At 39.0% G+C, this 18,060-nt stretch carries 18 protein-coding genes, 1 pseudogene and 1 riboswitch; of the genes and pseudogenes, 13 read left to right on the top strand and 6 right to left on the bottom strand.

The window, feature by feature from the left end; translation table 11 throughout:
* Window positions 1-3 precede the first annotated feature (3 nt).
* Window positions 4-114, top strand: a pseudogene (locus tag M028_RS33745) (cell wall hydrolase); the annotation flags it as partial.
* A 184-nt stretch (window positions 115-298) separates the two neighbouring features.
* Here M028_RS33745 and M028_RS0126270 read toward each other — a convergent pair.
* Together M028_RS0126270 and M028_RS0126265 are read right to left on the bottom strand one after the other, a co-directional pair.
* Window positions 299-1,765, bottom strand: coding sequence for a cbb3-type cytochrome c oxidase subunit I (locus M028_RS0126270; RefSeq protein ID WP_026576509.1), 1,467 nt, complete (start codon window positions 1,763-1,765; stop codon window positions 299-301).
* The gene (locus M028_RS0126265) at window positions 1,755-2,303 is read right to left on the bottom strand and encodes a cytochrome c oxidase subunit II (RefSeq protein WP_026576508.1); all 549 of its coding nucleotides are present in this window, start codon (window positions 2,301-2,303) and stop codon (window positions 1,755-1,757) included. Before M028_RS0126265 ends, M028_RS0126270 begins: the two co-directional genes overlap by 11 nt.
* A 280-nt stretch (window positions 2,304-2,583) precedes the next feature.
* Here M028_RS0126265 and M028_RS33920 point away from each other — a divergent pair, with 280 nt between their 5' ends.
* The 11 genes from M028_RS33920 to M028_RS0126210 all read left to right on the top strand — a co-directional run bounded on the left by M028_RS33920 (window position 2,584) and on the right by M028_RS0126210 (window position 13,315).
* Window positions 2,584-2,712 (top strand): hypothetical protein, encoded by a 129-nt coding sequence (locus M028_RS33920; protein ID WP_269320962.1) that lies wholly within the window; start codon window positions 2,584-2,586, stop codon window positions 2,710-2,712.
* A gap of 272 nt (window positions 2,713-2,984) precedes the next feature.
* Window positions 2,985-3,983 (top strand): ABC transporter substrate-binding protein, encoded by a 999-nt coding sequence (locus tag M028_RS0126255; protein ID WP_026576507.1) that lies wholly within the window; start codon window positions 2,985-2,987, stop codon window positions 3,981-3,983.
* 116 nt (window positions 3,984-4,099) lie between these two features.
* A complete protein-coding gene (locus M028_RS0126250; protein WP_026576506.1) occupies window positions 4,100-5,131 on the top strand; it encodes an ABC transporter permease in 1,032 nt (343 codons plus the stop codon).
* A complete protein-coding gene (locus tag M028_RS0126245; RefSeq protein ID WP_026576505.1) occupies window positions 5,106-5,900 on the top strand; it encodes an ABC transporter ATP-binding protein in 795 nt (264 codons plus the stop codon). Before M028_RS0126250 ends, M028_RS0126245 begins: the two co-directional genes overlap by 26 nt.
* Window positions 5,901-6,132: 232 nt before the next feature.
* Complete coding sequence (gene hppD, locus M028_RS0126240; RefSeq protein ID WP_026576504.1) at window positions 6,133-7,248, top strand: 4-hydroxyphenylpyruvate dioxygenase; 1,116 nt, start codon at window positions 6,133-6,135, stop codon at window positions 7,246-7,248.
* A gap of 117 nt (window positions 7,249-7,365) precedes the next feature.
* Window positions 7,366-7,989 carry a flavin reductase family protein gene (locus M028_RS0126235; RefSeq protein WP_026576503.1) on the top strand — a complete coding sequence of 208 codons (624 nt, stop codon included), beginning with the start codon at window positions 7,366-7,368 and terminating at the stop codon, window positions 7,987-7,989.
* Window positions 7,986-8,909 carry a fumarylacetoacetate hydrolase family protein gene (locus M028_RS0126230; RefSeq protein WP_026576502.1) on the top strand — a complete coding sequence of 308 codons (924 nt, stop codon included), beginning with the start codon at window positions 7,986-7,988 and terminating at the stop codon, window positions 8,907-8,909. Before M028_RS0126235 ends, M028_RS0126230 begins: the two co-directional genes overlap by 4 nt.
* 15 nt (window positions 8,910-8,924) lie before the next feature.
* Window positions 8,925-10,088, top strand: a complete 1,164-nt coding sequence (locus M028_RS0126225; RefSeq protein WP_026576501.1) for a homogentisate 1,2-dioxygenase — start codon at window positions 8,925-8,927, stop codon at window positions 10,086-10,088.
* Between the two features lie 101 nt (window positions 10,089-10,189).
* Window positions 10,190-10,298, top strand: a riboswitch (SAM riboswitch).
* Between the two features lie 138 nt (window positions 10,299-10,436).
* Entirely contained in the window at window positions 10,437-11,018 is a 582-nt protein-coding gene (locus tag M028_RS0126220) for an O-methyltransferase (protein ID WP_026576500.1), read from the top strand.
* Window positions 11,019-11,154: 136 nt separating this feature from the next.
* Complete coding sequence (locus tag M028_RS0126215; protein WP_026576499.1) at window positions 11,155-11,769, top strand: NUDIX hydrolase; 615 nt, start codon at window positions 11,155-11,157, stop codon at window positions 11,767-11,769.
* A gap of 184 nt (window positions 11,770-11,953) precedes the next feature.
* Entirely contained in the window at window positions 11,954-13,315 is a 1,362-nt protein-coding gene (locus M028_RS0126210; protein WP_026576498.1) for an aspartate kinase, read from the top strand.
* 54 nt (window positions 13,316-13,369) lie between these two features.
* Here M028_RS0126210 and M028_RS0126205 read toward each other — a convergent pair whose 3' ends face one another.
* Together M028_RS0126205 and M028_RS0126200 are read right to left on the bottom strand one after the other, a co-directional pair.
* Window positions 13,370-13,945 carry a hypothetical protein gene (locus M028_RS0126205; protein WP_026576497.1) on the bottom strand — a complete coding sequence of 192 codons (576 nt, stop codon included), beginning with the start codon at window positions 13,943-13,945 and terminating at the stop codon, window positions 13,370-13,372.
* 16 nt (window positions 13,946-13,961) lie between these two features.
* Window positions 13,962-14,528 carry a hypothetical protein gene (locus tag M028_RS0126200; RefSeq protein ID WP_026576496.1) on the bottom strand — a complete coding sequence of 189 codons (567 nt, stop codon included), beginning with the start codon at window positions 14,526-14,528 and terminating at the stop codon, window positions 13,962-13,964.
* 166 nt (window positions 14,529-14,694) lie between these two features.
* Between M028_RS0126200 and M028_RS0126195 the strand changes: the two genes are divergently transcribed.
* Window positions 14,695-15,312, top strand: a complete 618-nt coding sequence (locus tag M028_RS0126195) for a TrkA C-terminal domain-containing protein (RefSeq protein ID WP_026576495.1) — start codon at window positions 14,695-14,697, stop codon at window positions 15,310-15,312.
* 38 nt (window positions 15,313-15,350) lie between these two features.
* Here M028_RS0126195 and M028_RS0126190 read toward each other — a convergent pair whose 3' ends face one another.
* Both M028_RS0126190 and M028_RS0126185 read right to left on the bottom strand, forming a co-directional pair.
* Complete coding sequence (locus tag M028_RS0126190) at window positions 15,351-16,913, bottom strand: ABC transporter permease/substrate-binding protein (protein ID WP_026576494.1); 1,563 nt, start codon at window positions 16,911-16,913, stop codon at window positions 15,351-15,353.
* Window positions 16,913-18,037: an ABC transporter ATP-binding protein gene (locus M028_RS0126185; RefSeq protein WP_026576493.1), complete on the bottom strand. Its 1,125-nt coding sequence runs from the start codon at window positions 18,035-18,037 to the stop codon at window positions 16,913-16,915. Before M028_RS0126185 ends, M028_RS0126190 begins: the two co-directional genes overlap by 1 nt.
* Between the last annotated feature and the right edge of the window lie 23 nt (window positions 18,038-18,060).

The raw sequence follows: 18,060 nt of genomic DNA, 5'->3' as shown, positions 1-18,060 counted from the left end.
GCATATCAGTCATGCCCTCCAACATGGTACGGTCAACCTCAATCCGGTCAATTTAAGCAACATTGTTTTTATGAACCAAAAGCTGGAACATGTGATAGTGTTTATAGCGGTTAATCTGCTCTAATACAGCATAAAAAAAATCCGGCTAAATGTTAGCCGGATGTCAAAGGGGGGAAGTGATTGTCCTACAAAAAATATCTTACAAAACAAAAATGAATAAATTATGAATAAAAGATTACTAGTCTATTAATTTTATAAAAAAACCCAGTCATATCTCACTGACTGGATTTTTCGCATGCTATGAAACTTTTTTAAATGACTTTGTTGGTGTATTTTTACCAACATTTCTTAAGCCAATGAAAAATCTAGTTGTAAAAATAATTGCAGCAATTATGATAAAGACTCCGCAAAGTGCACCTACTTGGTCAGAGCCGGTCCATTGCGGCAGATGTTCAGCCCATCTTCTTGGCGCACTAATTTTTCCAGCATAGAGGAATGAGCCGGTTAAACCGGAAAAGAAAACGAAATAAGTGAAAATTGCATACTTATCAATACCTTTTTGTTTCTGGGTTCCTTCCATTTTATTGAAGTAGTACATGAAACCGAAAATCATTGCGACTACTCCCATCCCCATATAAGTATGGAAGTGACCGGGAACCCATTTTGTATTATGCATTACATGGTTAACAACGATTGTTGCGTCAATAATCGCTGGAACGGCACCTGCAACCCAGCCAAACATGGAAAGGAAAAATATACTTGAAGCAAAATCCCATTTCATGCCTGAGCGGAAAACAATCATTAAGGCACCATATGCGGTTACAACCATGACTGGAAGACCGTTAGCATAGGAGAAAATTTGCCCGATAATTAACATCCATTCTGGAACGGCAAAGTCCATTAATAAATGGTGAGTATAAATCATTAACGTAAACAAGGTCGAAAAGTTCCAAGCGATTAAAAATACTTTATTTGATTTCCAAGGGCGCCCTGTATACTCAGAAAGAACTTCGTAAACAGCAATAACCGCCATATAAATTGTACAGTTAGCAAAAATATGACCAAAAGCATAGGTTAAGTGTTTCGCCAGCATTGGGTCGAAAGCAAAATTCGGATTAAGAATGTTTAAAATCGATTCTACTAATGCAGTTGCACCAGCTAGAATTCCGACAGAGTTAGCGATAATCACCATGGTTGTAGCAACGACTGCAGCTGGTGGACCATAGCCCTTTTTACCTCGGAAAATATAGTCCCACCCAAGTGATTTACCTAGACCTCCGTATTCTTTAATAAGTCTTGCTGCTAAATAAAAATACATCACTAGATAACCAACGCCTAGTAATAATAGGCCAAACAAGAATAATAGTGCACCTATTAAACCGTTCAGTTTAGCTGAAAAAGATGGCAACGGGTAAAGAAAAGTCCATCCATCAGAAAAATTAAATCCAAAAATCGCTACAAGAATCATGACTACTCCAATAAGCGAAAAAATTAAATTAGCAAAAAGAATCTTTGGATTTAAATGGATATACTTTGATAGGAAGTACCAAAGGATAGCGCTTCCACCTAAAGACGCAATTCCAACCATTCCAGTTCCATGAATCGTCATCACCTTATAAAAGGTCTGGGCGGAAATTTTAATAACATTCCCTTGATTTAACAGCATCATAACACCGAAAATCATCATGAGAACAAGAACAACCGAGGTAACCATGAGGTAAATAGAAACACCCTTTTTGATGGCATTCTGTGCATTAGTTTCCATTGCTGCTTCCTCCTTTAGGCTCCACAACGATGTCCTTCATCATTAAATGATGTCCGGTGCTGCAATATTCTAAGCATAGGATTTTATAGGTTCCAGGTTTTTTAAAGGTAACCTGAAGCATGTTTGTATATTCAGGCATTGCCTGTGTTTGGCCTATAAGATGAAGATTTTCATCATACAACCCGAACCCATGTGTAACATCTTTACTTGTCACATGAAATATGACCGGCTCCCCAACCGTAAAATGATCGTCACTTAATTCCCATGAAAACTGCATTCCCGTAACTTTAACTACTTTCCCCATTTCTTTTGCCTGCGCATGTTGAGCATGATAAGGCAGTCTGCTTAGCGATAGGGCAGATGCAAATCCTAAAATGGCGATTAAACCTAGAAAATAAAATTTACGAATTTTGTAGCCTTTCTCTTGGATTGGCCCATAATCTTTGAGTTTTCTCGATTCCCCATACACGAAGGAAAATGCCAGTGCAATTAGGAAAACGAAAAAGAGTGTAGCGTACCATGCAATCGATTGGTACATAATAACCCCTCCCATTAATTTTTCATCAAGCAAGGAGTCCCCCAACTTCTTACTTGATTTCCCATTATCATTTTAATGAACAAATTGTGAAATAAAAGTGAAATAAATCATACCTAACTAGTGCATTATTATAAGGGCTAATCCTTTAGTACTATTTAGAGGCCGGGATAAAGAAAAACAATTATTTTAGAAAAAACACCCCCATAACATTTCAGGAAGTTTCGAACCGTTTAGCAAGATAAAAAATTTCCTAAGTAAATCAAAACTTGGAGGTTAGATAATGGGAATCATTTTGATTGATATTGACAAATTACTAGAATCTACATCAGATCTAACATCTGAAAAGAACAGTTATAAGATAAAGCCAATAGAAATTGATCAATTACTAGAAAAAACAAGAGAATGGTAGAATCTTTGGTTCTGAAATTTATCCATTAATATACATTCTTGTAAAAACCTTCTTTAATGAAAGAAGGTTTTTTGTTTTTAAAAAAGAGAATAATGACGGTTTTCTAAAATATTTTTCAGTACAAAGTAATTTTGATGGAAATTGCCGCTTTAAAGCAGAAAAATATTTTTCAATTTTCTATTGATTTTAACTCAAAGAAATACTAGAATAATTTTTAATATAAGAATTTTTTGAATATTGGTTTTAGAGAAATTTAAGGGGGATTTTTACTTATGAAGAAGACAGTTCGATCGCTTTCCTTTGTGTTAGCGGGGATGCTGATGCTTGCAGGCTGCGGCAGCAAGGATACAGCTGGAAGCGGGAAAAAAGAAGAGGGTCAAAAGGAATATACAATCGGTATTACCCAATTTGCCGTACACCCATCATTAGATGCAGCAACTGAAGGTTTTAAAAAGGCACTTGCTGATAGAGGACTAAAGGTTAAGTACGATGACCAAAATGCGCAGGCGGATATGAATAATACCCAGACAATTGCTCAAAATTTTGTCGGCAACAAGGTAGATTTGATTTTTGCTAATGCAACTCCAAGTGCAACAGCAGCATTAAATGCAACAAAGGATATTCCGATTGTTTTTACATCTGTTACCGATCCAGTTGGGGCTAAATTGGTAAAATCCTTCGATCAACCAGGACCAAACATCACCGGTACGACGGATAACCACCCAGATGCTACGAAAAAAACAATCAGCTTTATTACAGATGAAGTGAAAGCAAAGAAAATCGGTGTTATCTATAATTCCGGTGAGCAAAATTCAGAAGTCCAGGTAAAAGCAGTAAAAGATTTGGTTGAGTCAAAAGGTGCTAAGTTAGTTGAAGTTTCTGTTTCTACCTCTGCAGAAGTAAAACAAGCGGCTGAATCATTAGTTGGACGTGTCGATGCAATCTATGTTCCAACAGATAATACCGTTGTATCCGCACTTGAGTCGGTTATTTCAGTTGCAAACAGCAAGAAAATACCGTTATTCGTTGGTGAACTTGATTCAATGAAGCGCGGAGCTGTGGCGGCAAGCGGATTCAACTACTACGATATTGGCTATCAATCAGGTGAAATGGCCGCTGACATTTTAACCGGTAAGAAAAAGCCTTCTGAAATTCCAGTTGAACTACCCAAATCTTTGAAACTTGTAATCAATAAGAAAGCCGCAGAAGCTCAGGGCTTAACTGTAAAAGATGAATGGAGTAAGCTAGGAGAATTTTACGAAGGAAAATAATCACTTTTAAAAAAGTACGATTGGAGGAGGCCTTATTAGGTCTTCTCCCAAAATTTTTTACATATAGGTTTCTATACCTATTCCTTTAGAACTTAAATAAAGAAAGGATGAACTCAATGTTTACAGCCATATTTGGATCATTCGAAGCAGGTATCATCTATGCGATTATGGCACTGGGCGTCTATCTTTCCTTTCGAATTCTGGATTTCCCAGATTTAACGGTGGATGGGAGTTTTGTTACAGGGGCAGCGATTTCGGCAGTAATGATTGCAGGTGGAGCCAATCCGTTTTTTGCTACAATCATGGCCTTATTCGCGGGTTTTATTGCAGGCTGTTTGACCGGATTGATCCATACTGTTGGGAAGATAAATAATTTACTGTCAGGAATTTTAATGATGATTGCTCTTTATTCCATTAACTTGCGAATCATGGGCAGATCAAACATACCATTATTAAATTCCGACACATCATTCACAAAAATAAGCAGTCTGTTTGAAAAAACAGGAATCGATTCCTTTTTCAACAATTTATTATCACTTGTCGGTTTAGGAGATAGCCTTCCTTCTACATGGGGAATTCTGATTTCCATGATTATTATTACCTTTATTATTAAAGGGTTTACAGATTGGTTTTTACAAACGGAAATTGGTCTTGCAATCAGAGCGACAGGAAATAATAAGCGAATGATTCGCAGTCTTTCAGCCAATACGAACCTTCTTGTTGTTCTTGGCTTGGGGCTTTCTAACGCATTAGTGGCTTTTTCAGGGGCATTAATTGCACAGCAGGGCGGTTTTGCAGATGTTGGAATGGGGATTGGGATGATTGTCATCGGGCTTGCATCTGTTATCATTGGTGAAGCACTGTTTGGAACCAAATCCATTGCCAGAACCACCCTTGCGGTCATTGGTGGATCCATCGTATATCGTATTGTGGTTACGCTCGCATTACGAATTGAGTTTTTGGATCCGGGAGATATGAAATTGATTACAGCTGTAATTGTTTTGATTGCTTTAATCGCTCCCAAAATTATTGACGGCACAAAAGAGAAAAAGCGAAAAGCACGCAAAAGAGCAGAAAAAATGAACATCATAAAGGCTTCAAGTGATCAAAGGGGTGAAAGTCATGCTGCAATTAAATCAGATTCATAAGATATTTAACGAAGGGACACCTGATGAAAAAATTGCAATTGACCAAATCAATTTAAATCTAAAAAAGGGCGACTTTGTCACGATTATCGGTAGTAATGGTGCCGGAAAGTCAACCTTAATGAATATCATATCTGGTGTGATTACTCCTGATATTGGCGATATTCATATTGCCGATAAAAATGTCACAGCCATGACGGAATATAAACGTTCAAAGATGATTGGCCGGGTTTTTCAGGACCCCATGGCAGGAACCGCTCCTAGTATGACCATTGAAGAAAATCTTGCGATGGCCTATTCACGGAATAAAACAAGAACACTTAAAAGTGGAGTTACAAAAAAGCGCCGAGAATATTTTCGTGAGGTGCTTGAAACATTACATTTAGGTTTGGAAAACCGCCTAAGTGCAAAGGTTGGTTTACTATCCGGCGGGGAGCGTCAGGCGCTATCCCTATTGATGGCTACATTCACTGAACCATCGATTCTTCTTCTCGATGAACATACGGCGGCTCTCGACCCATCAAGAGCTGAACTGATTACGAATCTAACAAAGGAAATTGTCGATCGATACAAGCTCACTACCTTAATGGTTACACATAATATGCAGCAGGCGATCGACCTTGGCAACCGATTAATCATGATGGATAAGGGCCAAATCATCCTTGAAGTAGATGAGGAAAATAAGAAGAATTTAACAATCGAGGGCTTATTATTAGAATTTAAACGCATTCGCGGCGAACAGATGGCAAGTGATAGAGCCATCCTGGCATAATGAAATTCAAGCGAGATTTTGTCGATAAAAAAATATTTTTTTAGTAGGAAGGGGAACAGCCGACAAGAGGCTGTTCCTTTTTTTGATTTATAATGAATTTATCACTATAGGTGTGTTGTTTTCTTTATTACCTAAAAGCGTTATTGCTTTACACCCTATTCTTGAGAGGACGAAAACCCTTCCGGTAAAATAAAAACAGAAAAGCTTAAATTTTCCATTTGGAGGTTTTCGTATGAAAGAACAAAGAGTGAGAGCTGAAATGCTGGCGGATGACTTCTTTCCGGTGCGTGATGTTGACTATATTGAAATTTACACAGGTAATGCTAAGCAAGCCTGTCATTATTTTTGTACGGCATTTGGGTTTAAGCCAGTGGCTTATTCAGGTTTAGAAACGGGAAATCGGGAGTCCGTATCTTATGTTCTTAAGCAGCGAAATATTCGTTTGATCATCACAGGCTCCTATACGGAAGATAGCAGGATTGCCCAATTTGTAAAGAAACACGGTGACGGTGTCAGGGATGTGGCGCTACTAGTAGATGATGTTGAAAAGGCTTACAGTGCAGCAGTTGAAAGAGGGGCAATCGCTATTATTGCACCTTTTGAAATGAAGGATGAAAAGGGAGTTTTGAAAAAGGCCGTTCTTGGTACATATGGGGATACCGTCCATACGTTAATAGAACGGAAAAATTATCAGGGCGTATTCATGCCGGGCTTTGAACCCTATTCAAATGATTTGCCAATCGAGGATGCCGGTTTAATTGGTTTCGACCATGTTGTCGGCAATGTGGAACGGATGGAGGAATGGGTGGAATACTATTCGAAGGTCATGGGCTTTATGGAAATGAAGCATTTTACGGATAAAGATATTACGACGGAATATTCTGCTCTCATGTCTAAGGTCATGCACAATGGCGGCAGGATTAAATTCCCGATCAATGAACCGGCAGAAGGAAAACGGAAATCACAAATACAAGAATATCTGGAATTTTATAATGGCCCTGGTGTTCAGCATTTAGCAATTTTAACAGAAGATATTGTATCGACTGTAACCACATTGAAAAAGAATGGTGTTGAGTTTTTAAAAACCCCGGGATCCTATTATGAAGCATTAGGCGGGCGGATTGGAAAAATTGATGAAGAAATAGAAAAGCTCCGTGAGCTGAATATTTTAGTCGATCGGGATGATGAAGGATATTTACTGCAAATCTTTACGAAACCGATTGTAGACCGCCCGACTTTGTTTGTGGAAATTATCCAGCGTAAGGGTGCAAGAGGTTTTGGAGAAGGGAATTTCAAAGCTTTATTTGAGTCGATTGAACGTGAGCAGGCTAGACGGGGAAATTTATAATGACTAGATAAAGAGTGTAATATTTTTAAAGGGATCACCATATGGTCGGTAAAAAGGGGGGAAATGCTTTCTCCCTTTTTTCAAAGTTTATGTTGATAAGGAAGAGTGGTGGATGCAGTGGAAATCACCCCGGAGACACTTGAATGGAAAGAAGCCTATAAACTATTAGTTGGATCTATTTTGCCAAGGCCGATTGCATTTGTATCAACCTTGGCGGAGGATGGGACGGCGAATGCGGCGCCGTTTAGTTTTTTTACTGCTATCTGTGCCAGTCCAATGCTGGTCTGTTTCTCTCCGATGCGGAGAGGGAAGGACGGTGCGAAAAAGGATACACTTATTAACATTGAAAAGACGCAACAGTTTGTTATTAATATCGTCAGTGAGGGAATCGCATCACAAATGAATGATTGTGCGATTGAATTCCCTCCTGAAATTGATGAAATAAATGAGAGCGGTTTAACGAAAGAATCTAGTAAAAAAATCAAGGTCCCTCGGATAAAGGAGTCGCTTGTCCATTTGGAATGTGAGTTGTACCAAGTATTGGATTTTGGTGATCAGCCAGGGGCCGGAAGCCTTGTTATTGGCAAAGTGGTCCATGTACATGTGACCGACGACCTTTATAACAATGGCCGGATTGATTTTAAAAAACTAAAGCCGCTGGGCAGGATGGCGGGAAACACCTTTACGGATCCGTTAGTGCGGACCTTTGATATGGTAAGAAAATCGGAGGCTGGAAAATGAAATTTGTAACTTTTGAAAAAAGTGATAAAACGGTTCGGGCCGGCCTCTTGTTAAACGAAGAGTATGTTGTTGATTTGATTGAAGCAACAGGCGATGACTTTCCTGCTAACTTACTAGACTTTATCAATTGCCATGAAAAATACTTGAAAAAGGCTGCTGAGCTTATTTCGATTTCAGTTGAAGATTCCGCAGTCTATCGATTATCAGATATTCGCTTAAAAGCTCCATTACCCGTACCGAAGAGTTTCCGAGATTTTTATGCATTTGAGCAGCATGTAAAAACGGCAAGAGACAACAGGGGACTTGAAATGATTCCAGAATGGTATGAGATTCCTGTATTTTATTTTTCCAATCATTTAGCCATCAAGGGACCGGAAGAGGAAATTGTGAAGCCAGGAGAATCAGATTGGCTGGATTATGAGCTAGAAGTTGCTTGTGTCATCGGCAAAGAGGGCAGAAATATTCCTGCCGCGGAAGCAGACAAGTATATTTTCGGCTATTGTATATTAAATGATTGGAGTGCAAGAGATCTTCAGCGAAAAGAAATGAAGGTAGGACTTGGCCCTGCGAAGGGGAAGGATTTTGCTACTTCTATAGGACCGTGGATTGTAACGAAGGATGAAGTAGAACCATTGAAGGCGGGGAAAGGCTTTAATCTTGCCATGAGGGCGCGTGTAAATGGCGTTCTCCTATCGGAAGGGAATATGAAAGACATTTACTACTCTTTTGCCGAAATGATTGAACAGGCCTCCAAAGGAGTGACACTATATCCTGGGGAAATCATAGGGTCTGGGACTGTTGGGACAGGGTGTATTCTTGAGCTTGGCCCTAAGGTCCACCGCTGGTTAGAGCCCGGAGATCGTGTAGAGCTTGAGATTGAAAAATTAGGGGTTTTAAAGAATACGATTATAGAGGGTTAGAAAAGGGGTGGCCGGATGTTTTATCGCCAGATGGGCAAGATTCCCCATAAACGTCATACAATCCATAAGAAGGAAGATGGCAGCCTTTACCGCGAGCAGGTGATGGGGACACGCGGGTTTTCGGGAACTCAGTCGATCTTATATCATGAATACATGCCTACCGAAGTAGTGAAATCCGAATTAGTCGGGAGTTTTTTGCCGGAATATGAAGACCAGCAAAGTTTACGGCACCGTCACTTTTTTACCGGCAATGTATCCAAGCACGGAAATGCCCTAACAGGAAGACAGTACTTTTTAGGTAATCAGGATATGCTGATGGGAACCGCAAATGTGATGGAAGGAATGCCTAGCTTTTACCGAAACGGCGATGGCGATGAGATGCTCTTTATTCACTATGGTTCCGGAAGGCTTGAGACGATGTTTGGAACGATTTCTTACCGGCCGGGGGATTATTTAGTGATACCAATTGGAACCATTTATCGTCTGATTCCAAATGAAAATGAAACGACGAAAATGCTGTTTGTAGAATCCTTTAGCCAAATTACAACACCAAGGCGTTATCGCAATGAATATGGGCAACTTTTGGAACATAGTCCATATTGCGAGCGGGATATCCGTGGTCCGGAATCGTTACAGACATTTAACCAAAAGGGCGAGTTTGAGGTTTTAACAAAATCGAGAGGAAATATCCATTCGCATATCTTTGGCCATCATCCGTTCGATGTGGTTGGCTGGGATGGGTATCTCTATCCCTGGGCGTTTAATATTGAGGATTTCGAACCGATTACGGGAAGGGTCCATCAGCCGCCGCCTGTTCACCAAACCTTCGAAGGAAATAATTTTGTGGTATGTTCCTTTGTGCCAAGATTATATGATTATCATCCGCAATCCATACCGGCGCCATATTACCATAGCAATGTGAACAGTGATGAGCTCCTCTATTATGTGGAGGGTAATTTTATGAGCCGAAAGGGGATTCAAGAGGGCTCGATCACTCTTCACCCTAGCGGCATCCCGCATGGGCCTCATCCTGGGAAAACAGAAGCAAGCATTGGCAAAAAAGAAACATTGGAATTAGCTGTTATGATTGATACGTTTCATCCATTGAAGGTTGTTAAAACCGCAGCTGCCGTTGAAGATCTTGATTATATGTACTCTTGGGCAGAGAAAAAGCAATAATTTTATGAAATGGGTAGAGATTATTATCGTGTAAAAGTATTGTCTTTTTGTATAAACTGTGCGATACTTATTGGCAAATGAAATAAATTCCATAAAATTTATTCTTATCCAGAGAGGTGGAGGGACTGGCCCTGCGAAACCTCAGCAACCCCTGATTATTTCAGGAAGGTGCTAATTCCAACAGAGTAGACATACTCTGGGAGATAAGAGGTCGGTATCGTTTATCCAAAGGCCTCTTATCACAAGAGGCCTTTTTATTTTTTATATTCTATATAAAAGGTCATTGCTGATTTTTAACTATATTGATTGGAGCGGAAATCATCAGCCAATTTAAATAGGGGGATTGTCATGGAGGAAAACAAAGTTTTGCAAGCGCCACTTGCTTACGCGAAAATATTACAAGACTCTAAGTTGATTGGCTTTGAGCAGTCATGTGACAGAAAAACAGGGTTTTTGCTAAAAGGATTGGCTTCCTCAAAATCAAGAGGGAATTTCTTAGAGATAGGAACAGGCGCAGGGGCATCGGCTTCATGGATTATTGAGGGAATGGATGATGAAAGCAGGCTCACGACGGTTGACATAGATGCGAGTGTGCAATCTATTGCTAAGAGGTACCTCGGGCAAGACAGCAGAGTATCATTCCGGTGCGAGGACGGAGCGGCTTTTATTCAAAAAATGTCAGAGCAATTTGATTTTATTTTTGCCGACACCTGGCCAGGAAAATTCGAGCTACTTGATAAAACCCTAGATCATCTAAATGTGGGAGGGTTTTATGTGATTCATGATTTGCTTCCAGATGAGAGAGTGCCGGAAGAATATAGAATCAAAGCTCCCAAACTTGTTGATACACTCCGAAAAAGACCGGATTTGGTGATTACAGAAATGGATTGGTCAACAGGGCTGTTATTGGCAATCAAGACAAATGTATGAGGATAATAAGAAATTTGAATTGAAAAGAGTAATTTCTACCATGAATCTTGTCTAAAATTAAAATAACAATTCCTTTATGACAGGGAATACTTGATAGCAGTTTATCAAGTATAGTGAAACAAAAGAGGTGAAATTTATGGATTTGGAATTTATTCATCATAAATTAAAAACACATACCCCGACCATACTGGGAAGTGAAAAATTTTCCAAGTATGCAGTACTTTTACCTCTTATTCAAAAAGAGGATGGAATCCATATCCTGTTTGAAGTCAGGTCGATGGAGCTGAGGAGACAGCCGGGAGAAATTTGTTTCCCGGGTGGAAGAATTGATTCTGACGATTCTGATGAGAAAGAAGCAGCAATAAGGGAAACACTTGAGGAACTAGGAATAAAAAGAGAAAATATCTCGAGAGTTTTTCCTTTGGATTATATGGTTTCACAGTTTGGTATGATTATTTATCCCTTCGCTGGATTTATTGATTGTCCTGAATCGATACAACCTAATCCAGCTGAAGTGGGGGATGTTTTTTCGGTACCCATTTCCTTTTTCTTAAATCATAAGCCGGAAGTGTACAATTTGAATTTTAAAGTTGAACCGGAAAAAAACTTTCCATTGGAGTTAATTCCGGGGGGAGAAAATTATAAATGGCGGACAAGAGGATTGGACGAATATTTCTATATTTATGAAGAAAAGGTTATATGGGGGTTAACTGCCAAGATTCTTTTTCATTTTATTGAACTCATTCGTTAAATTTTATTTATAGGAAAGACAGTGGGCTTTAATAGTTGAAATTTACCTGCTTTTTTGGTCTAATTGTATTATTGTCCACTGCAAATAAACAAATGTCCTCAATAGGAGGAAAAAAACTATTGATTATTTTCAGAATTAGAATAAAATTAAGATTATATTTTTAAAAGATTAGGAGTTGTAAGAAATGAAGGTCGTTAAATTTGGAGGATCGTCTTTAGCATCAGGAAAACAATTAGAGAAGGTTTTCCAGATTGTTGTTTCAGACCCTGAACGGAAGGTAGTAGTCGTTTCGGCACCAGGAAAAAGATTTTCTGAAGATGAGAAGGTAACGGATTTATTGATTGAGTGTGCTGAACTTTCCTTACAGAATCAGGATCCAAAAGAAAAATTAGACGCCGTAGTGGCAAGATATGCGTTAATTGCTGAAGAATTAGCCATTTCTTCAGATGTCATTCAGGAAATTGAGAATGACCTAAAAAGAAGAGTTTCCTCGGATAAGAGTAATCCTGAACGGTTTATGGATTTAATGAAAGCTAGCGGAGAGGATAACAACGCAAAATTAGTTGCTGCCTATTTTCAATCGCAAGGTGTCGATGCCTCATATGTTGATCCTAAAGATGCTGGACTTCTTGTCAGTGATGAGCCAGGAAATGCTCAAACTCTACCGGAATCATATACAAAATTAGCCTCACTACATGATCGACGAGGAATTTTAGTATTCCCAGGATTTTTTGGCTATAGCAAGGAAGGGGATGTATTTACCTTTTCACGAAGCGGATCAGATATTACCGGTTCAATCCTTGCCAATGCCTTAAAGGCCGATCTTTATGAAAACTTTACCGATGTGGATGCAGTTTATTCCGTTAATCCGTCATTAGTGAGCGACCCAAAGGAGATCAAAGAATTGACATATCGTGAAATGCGCGAGCTTTCCTACGCAGGATTTTCTGTTCTTCATGATGAAGCACTTGTTCCAGCATTCCGAGCAGGAATTCCGGTAAATATAAAAAATACAAATAATCCTTCAGCACCTGGTACAAGAATTGTTTATGAACGCGATAATACAAACGGTCCTGTTATCGGAATTGCTAGTGATGAGGGATTCTGCAGTATTTATGTAAGCAAGTATTTAATGAATCGAGAGGTTGGATTTGGCCGCAAGCTTCTTGGTATTCTAGAGGAGTTTGGTCTATCTTATGAACACACTCCTTCCGGTATTGATGATATCTCGGTGATCCTAAGAGAGAATCAGCTTGCTCCAGGAATGGAGGAAGAAATTAAAAGACGTATCGAAACAGACCTTAATGCTGATTTAGTAAAATTCGAACACAGCCTAGCCCTGATTATGGTCGTTGGTGAAGGCATGCGCCGAAATGTGGGTACAATGGCCAGAGCATCAAAAGCTTTAGCAAAGGCAAAAATTAATATCGAAATGATTAATCAAGGTTCATCTGAAGTGAGCATGATGTTTGGTGTTAAGGAAGTCGAAGAAAAAAGAGCCGTTCAAGCACTTTATGATGAATTCTTTGCAGCCGTGATGGTTTAAACGTTACATACATCACAAGACGAGAAAAAGCGGACCTATTTTTGGTCTGCTTTTTCATTTCTTCTCTAATTTTATTTTTGTTCGAGTTCCAGCCCAAATGGCAATGGCAAGCCCTCCTGCAGTGTCGGCAATCAAATCGGTCATCGTGTCTGTATTTCCGCCTCCTTGCAAGGTCATTCCCAAAAATTGATCACAACTGAATTCATAAACCTCCCATAAGACTCCGCCAAGGGCCGCAAAAGATAGAGTAAACAAAAAGACAAACCAAGGGGAGATGGCATTACCGGCATCTCTGTGAATCAGGCGTTCATATAAAGCAATCGCTGCAAATGCAAGGATACCACCGCTGATAAAATGCATAAAGGTGTCCCACCAGCCAAGGCCATACCAGCCGCGAATCGAACCTAAATATTGTGAACCAATCAAGAAAATCAAATAAGAAAAAACGATCGGCAAATTGAATTGAAGTTTTGTAAAAAGAGCTAACAGAAGCGGAATCGCACCGCAGACAATTCCGCCAATTGCTACTGTAGATTTAAATGATGCACCGGTTGAATGATAATAAAAAGCCAAAATGGCCATAAATAGTACATAGGCTGCACTAATGAGAATGACAAGTTTCCGATTCATTGTTTATTTCCTCCCATTAAACCTGTTGTTTGCGGACTAAGGAGTATAGTGCAATCAGGAGTCCGCCGGCTAAACCACATAATAAATCATACATGGTATCGGTGTTGCCGCCCCTTTGCATCGTATGTGTAAACGTTAGATCCCCTAAAAATTCATAGACTTCCCAAAATACACCAGCTGAAGCAACAAGAGAAAGCACAAATAGGAAGAGAACCCACTGCGATACATCCTCTCGATTTTGAGAAGGCACCAGTATTTTAAAAAGTGTAAAGGCGATCACACCAACGTATGCTCCTTTGTAAAAATGAAGTGTTGAATCCCACCATTTATGATGAAGATAAAAAAGGGCAATAGACCCTAAATAAGTAGAACAAAACAGAAATAAGAAATAACCTATAATTTGCGGAATGTTAAAAGGATTATTTTTTAAGCGCAATAGTAATAATGGTAAGGCACTGACAATGATACCGCCGAGAGCTACCTGCCAATTAGAGGTGTCGTCTTTAATGAGGTAAAAGACAAATAGGGTGGTCATAAAAATCATAAAGGCGATACTTAAACAAAGAATTATGTTACGTTTCATGTCCTCACCTCATTCCATTTCCTTTTACAATTATGCCCAAAATTCTCTGAATAGAGTCTTTAACTTTTCACTCGCAAGCTATCGTCTAAAAGAGTATAGTGGAAGGGTATTAGATACAAAAAGTAAGACAAGAATTTTTTAAAACTAGTGGTGTCGGAGGTTTTTTATGGAAAGGACACAAATACCTACCTATGAACGAATCGCCATTGATTTAGCCAATCGAATCTATGATGGTAAATTCAAGGTAGGAGAAAAAATTCATGGCAGATCCACATTGGCTAGTGAATACAAGGTTTCTCCTGAAACCGTCCGCAGAGCAATAAAAATATTAGAAGATGTGGAGATAGTTCATTCTACTAAAGGCAGTGGAATTGTGATCTCCTCAAGGGAAAATGCCTTCAAGTATATTCATCGATTTTCGAATCTTGCCAGTGTAAAAGACCTGAAGAAGCAAATGAATCATCTGATTGTGGAACGAGAAAAATTGGACGAACAGTTGTATGAAACGTTAACGAAAATTATGGACTATTCAGACAAATTGCGCCATACGAATCCATTAGCACCACTTGAGATTGAAATTTTTCCTGGCTGCATCCATATTGGCAAGACGATTTCAGATATGAAGTTTTGGCAAAACACTGGAGGGACAGTGATTGGAATGAAAAGGAAAGGGGAGATGATTATCTCACCCGGCCCTTATGCTTTAATCCACGAAGGCGATATTCTCCTTGTCATAGGAGATGAAAAAACATACGAAAGAGTTCAGCATTTTTTAGAGGAATAAAAAGGAGACCGGTCTATAGTATAGACCGGTCTTTAGAATTATTTTATAATTCCTTCCTTTTGTAAAAACTCTTTTGCCACTTTTGCCGGAGACTGCTTTAAGCTGTCTACTTTATAATTTAATTCACGCATTTTCTCATCTGTTATTTTACCCGAGAGCGCATTTAATGCCTTTTTCAATTCCGGATGTTTTTTTAATGTTTCCTCTTTTACGATTGGTACGGCATAGTATGGAGGGAAAAAGTGTTTATCATCCTTTAATACTTTTAAATGGAAGGCTTCAAGTAATCCATCAGTAGAAAATGCATCAATGGCATCACTCTTATGATGATCTAAAGCCGTATAGCGCAGGCCGCCATCAACAGCTTTCACATCTTTAAATTTTATTCCATACGTTTTGGTAAGACCGATTAATCCATCTTCACGGTTTGGAAATTCAATTGTCGGTCCGAAGGTTAAACCATCACTTACTTTTGCCAAGTCCGAAATAGTATTTAATCCATATTGTTTCGCCGTATCTTGACGTACTGCCAGTGCGTACGTATTGTTGAAGCCAAGCGGTTTTAGCATGTCAATGCCATATTTATTCTTAAATTCTTTTTGGACATATTTATAAACTTTATCAGGATTACTTTCAGGCGGTTGGTTTAAAATATTCACAAAACCAGTGCCAGTGTATTCGACATAGGCATCAATATTACCATTCTTAAGGGCACTAAAAGCCACTTGTGAACCACCGAGGTTTAATTTTCGTTCGACCTGCAAATCTGTTTTATCTTCAATGACATCAGCAAGCATGTTACTTAAAATTAATTGTTCACTAAAATTTTTAGAACCAATGACAATTTTATCTTTGGAGCTCCCTGTTGCTTTTGCGTAAACACCAAAGCCTCCAGCAACGACAACAACAATAGCACTAGTGGCAATTAGCCATTTTTTTGCTGGTTTCTTCTTCATTTTAGAGGATTTGATTTTACTAGTATAAGAGATGGAAGACTCAAGTTTTCCAACAATAAAGTCAATTAACAGTGCCAGGATACATGCAGGAATCGCACCCGCTAAGATCATGTTGTTGTCAACAGTTTGCACACCTGAGAAGACCAAATAACCAAGCCCGCCAGCTCCGACAAAGGCAGCGATCGTCATCAGACCTACTGCGGTAACTGCTGAAATTCTGATTCCCGCCATAATCATCGGGAAAGCTAACGGCAACTGAACCTTTCTCATCGTCTGGCTCTTGGTTAAACCGATACCTTTGGCGGCTTCCAGAATGTCTGCATTAATATTCGTTAACCCTGTATAGGTATTTTTAACAATAGGAAGTAAAGAATAAAGCACTACCATTACAATGGCAGGGGTGCTGCCAATCCCGATAAACGGGATTAAAAACCCGAGTAAGGCCAAGCTTGGAACCGCTTGAATGACATTGGTTGTTCCAATAATCGGCTTTGATAATTTCGGCTCTCTGGAAATCAAGATTCCGAGCGGGATGCCGACAATAATCGCAATCACAACTGAAACGACACTTAAATATAAATGTTCCCCGATTAAACCAAAAATTTGGTCTGAGTTTGATTGTAAATAGTTCAAGAAATCCTTCATTAAAAGGCCACCTCCAAGTCAATTAGTTGGCTGCTTAATGCTGATAAAATACTGCTCCTTGTAATAAGACCTGTTAATTGATTCATGTGATTTACAACAGGTACATAGCCAATCTTGTGTTCATTCATCGTTGTAAGAACTGAAATCAAATTGGCATCTTGGGATACAGATAGAACATTTTGCTCCATCACATCCTCAATTGCATCATTACGGTTCAGCAATTGAATTCCTTTCAATGTCACTAAACCGATGAGAATATTATTCTTATTCGTTACCATTAAGCTGTCTACCTTATGGTCCTTCATAATTTCAATTGCCTGAAGAACATTACGTTTGCCAGTAATTTTAACCGGATGAGCGATCATAATATCCTCGGCCAATAGTAATTCAGGGTTATTCCATACCCTTCTTTTTCCAATGAAGTCTTCAACAAAATGGTTAGCCGGATTTTTTAAGATATTTTCAGGTGAATCATATTGAAGAATATCACCATCTTTTAAAATACAAATCTTGTCAGCTATTTTAATAGCTTCATCCATATCATGCGTTACAAAGATAATCGTCTTGTTAAATTCCTTTTGCATTTGGAATAGTTCATCCTGCAGAGAGCTTCTAGTCACGGGGTCTAAGGCACTAAATGGTTCATCCATTAAGATGATATCGGAGTTAGTGGAGAAAGCACGAGCTACTCCAACCCTTTGCTGCTGCCCGCCGCTCAGTTCATTTGGATAGCGGTGCAGATATTCCTTTGGATTTAATCCGACCGTCTCCAATAATTCCTCCGTTTTTTTGGTAATTGCCTCCGGATCTTCGCCTTTTAGCTTCGGAATGAGTTCCAAATTTTCCTTAATCGACATATGTGGGAATAAACCCGTATTCTGGATAACATAGCCAATGTTTCGGCGAAGTTCAATCGTATTCATGGTCGAGATATCTTTCCCATTTACATAGATTTTTCCCGATGAGGGTTGAATTAATTTATTGATCATTTTCAGCAGTGTTGTTTTTCCACATCCACTGGGACCGATAAATACGACTAACTGTCCTGCTTCGATATCTAACGAAAATGAATTGATAATTGTCTTTGTCCGATACTTTTTAACAATATTTTTAAATTCGATCATGTTTTGTCCTCCTTTTTGTGTTG

It is taken from the genome of Bacillus sp. UNC438CL73TsuS30, assembly GCF_000482325.1.
In the GTDB taxonomy this organism is placed as follows: Bacteria; Bacillota; Bacilli; order Bacillales; family Cytobacillaceae; genus Neobacillus.
The sequence above is the reverse complement of the archived record's forward strand: the minus strand, read 5'-3'. Positions and strand labels throughout refer to the sequence as shown.

Coding starts and splice junctions, on each gene's coding strand:
- M028_RS0126190 (WP_026576494.1), bottom strand. CDS start 16,913: ATGAAGGATTTCTTGAACTATTTACAATCAAACTCAGACCAAATTTTT.
- M028_RS0126225 (WP_026576501.1), top strand. CDS start 8,925: ATGTTTTATCGCCAGATGGGCAAGATTCCCCATAAACGTCATACAATC.
- M028_RS0126220 (WP_026576500.1), top strand. CDS start 10,437: ATGGAGGAAAACAAAGTTTTGCAAGCGCCACTTGCTTACGCGAAAATA.
- M028_RS0126250 (WP_026576506.1), top strand. CDS start 4,100: ATGTTTACAGCCATATTTGGATCATTCGAAGCAGGTATCATCTATGCG.
- hppD (WP_026576504.1), top strand. CDS start 6,133: ATGAAAGAACAAAGAGTGAGAGCTGAAATGCTGGCGGATGACTTCTTT.
- M028_RS0126265 (WP_026576508.1), bottom strand. CDS start 2,303: ATGTACCAATCGATTGCATGGTACGCTACACTCTTTTTCGTTTTCCTA.
- M028_RS0126195 (WP_026576495.1), top strand. CDS start 14,695: ATGGAAAGGACACAAATACCTACCTATGAACGAATCGCCATTGATTTA.
- M028_RS0126230 (WP_026576502.1), top strand. CDS start 7,986: ATGAAATTTGTAACTTTTGAAAAAAGTGATAAAACGGTTCGGGCCGGC.
- M028_RS0126205 (WP_026576497.1), bottom strand. CDS start 13,945: ATGAATCGGAAACTTGTCATTCTCATTAGTGCAGCCTATGTACTATTT.
- M028_RS0126255 (WP_026576507.1), top strand. CDS start 2,985: ATGAAGAAGACAGTTCGATCGCTTTCCTTTGTGTTAGCGGGGATGCTG.
- M028_RS33920 (WP_269320962.1), top strand. CDS start 2,584: ATGGGAATCATTTTGATTGATATTGACAAATTACTAGAATCTACATCA.
- M028_RS0126245 (WP_026576505.1), top strand. CDS start 5,106: ATGCTGCAATTAAATCAGATTCATAAGATATTTAACGAAGGGACACCT.
- M028_RS0126200 (WP_026576496.1), bottom strand. CDS start 14,528: ATGAAACGTAACATAATTCTTTGTTTAAGTATCGCCTTTATGATTTTT.
- M028_RS0126270 (WP_026576509.1), bottom strand. CDS start 1,765: ATGGAAACTAATGCACAGAATGCCATCAAAAAGGGTGTTTCTATTTAC.
- M028_RS0126215 (WP_026576499.1), top strand. CDS start 11,155: ATGGATTTGGAATTTATTCATCATAAATTAAAAACACATACCCCGACC.
- M028_RS0126210 (WP_026576498.1), top strand. CDS start 11,954: ATGAAGGTCGTTAAATTTGGAGGATCGTCTTTAGCATCAGGAAAACAA.
- M028_RS0126185 (WP_026576493.1), bottom strand. CDS start 18,037: ATGATCGAATTTAAAAATATTGTTAAAAAGTATCGGACAAAGACAATT.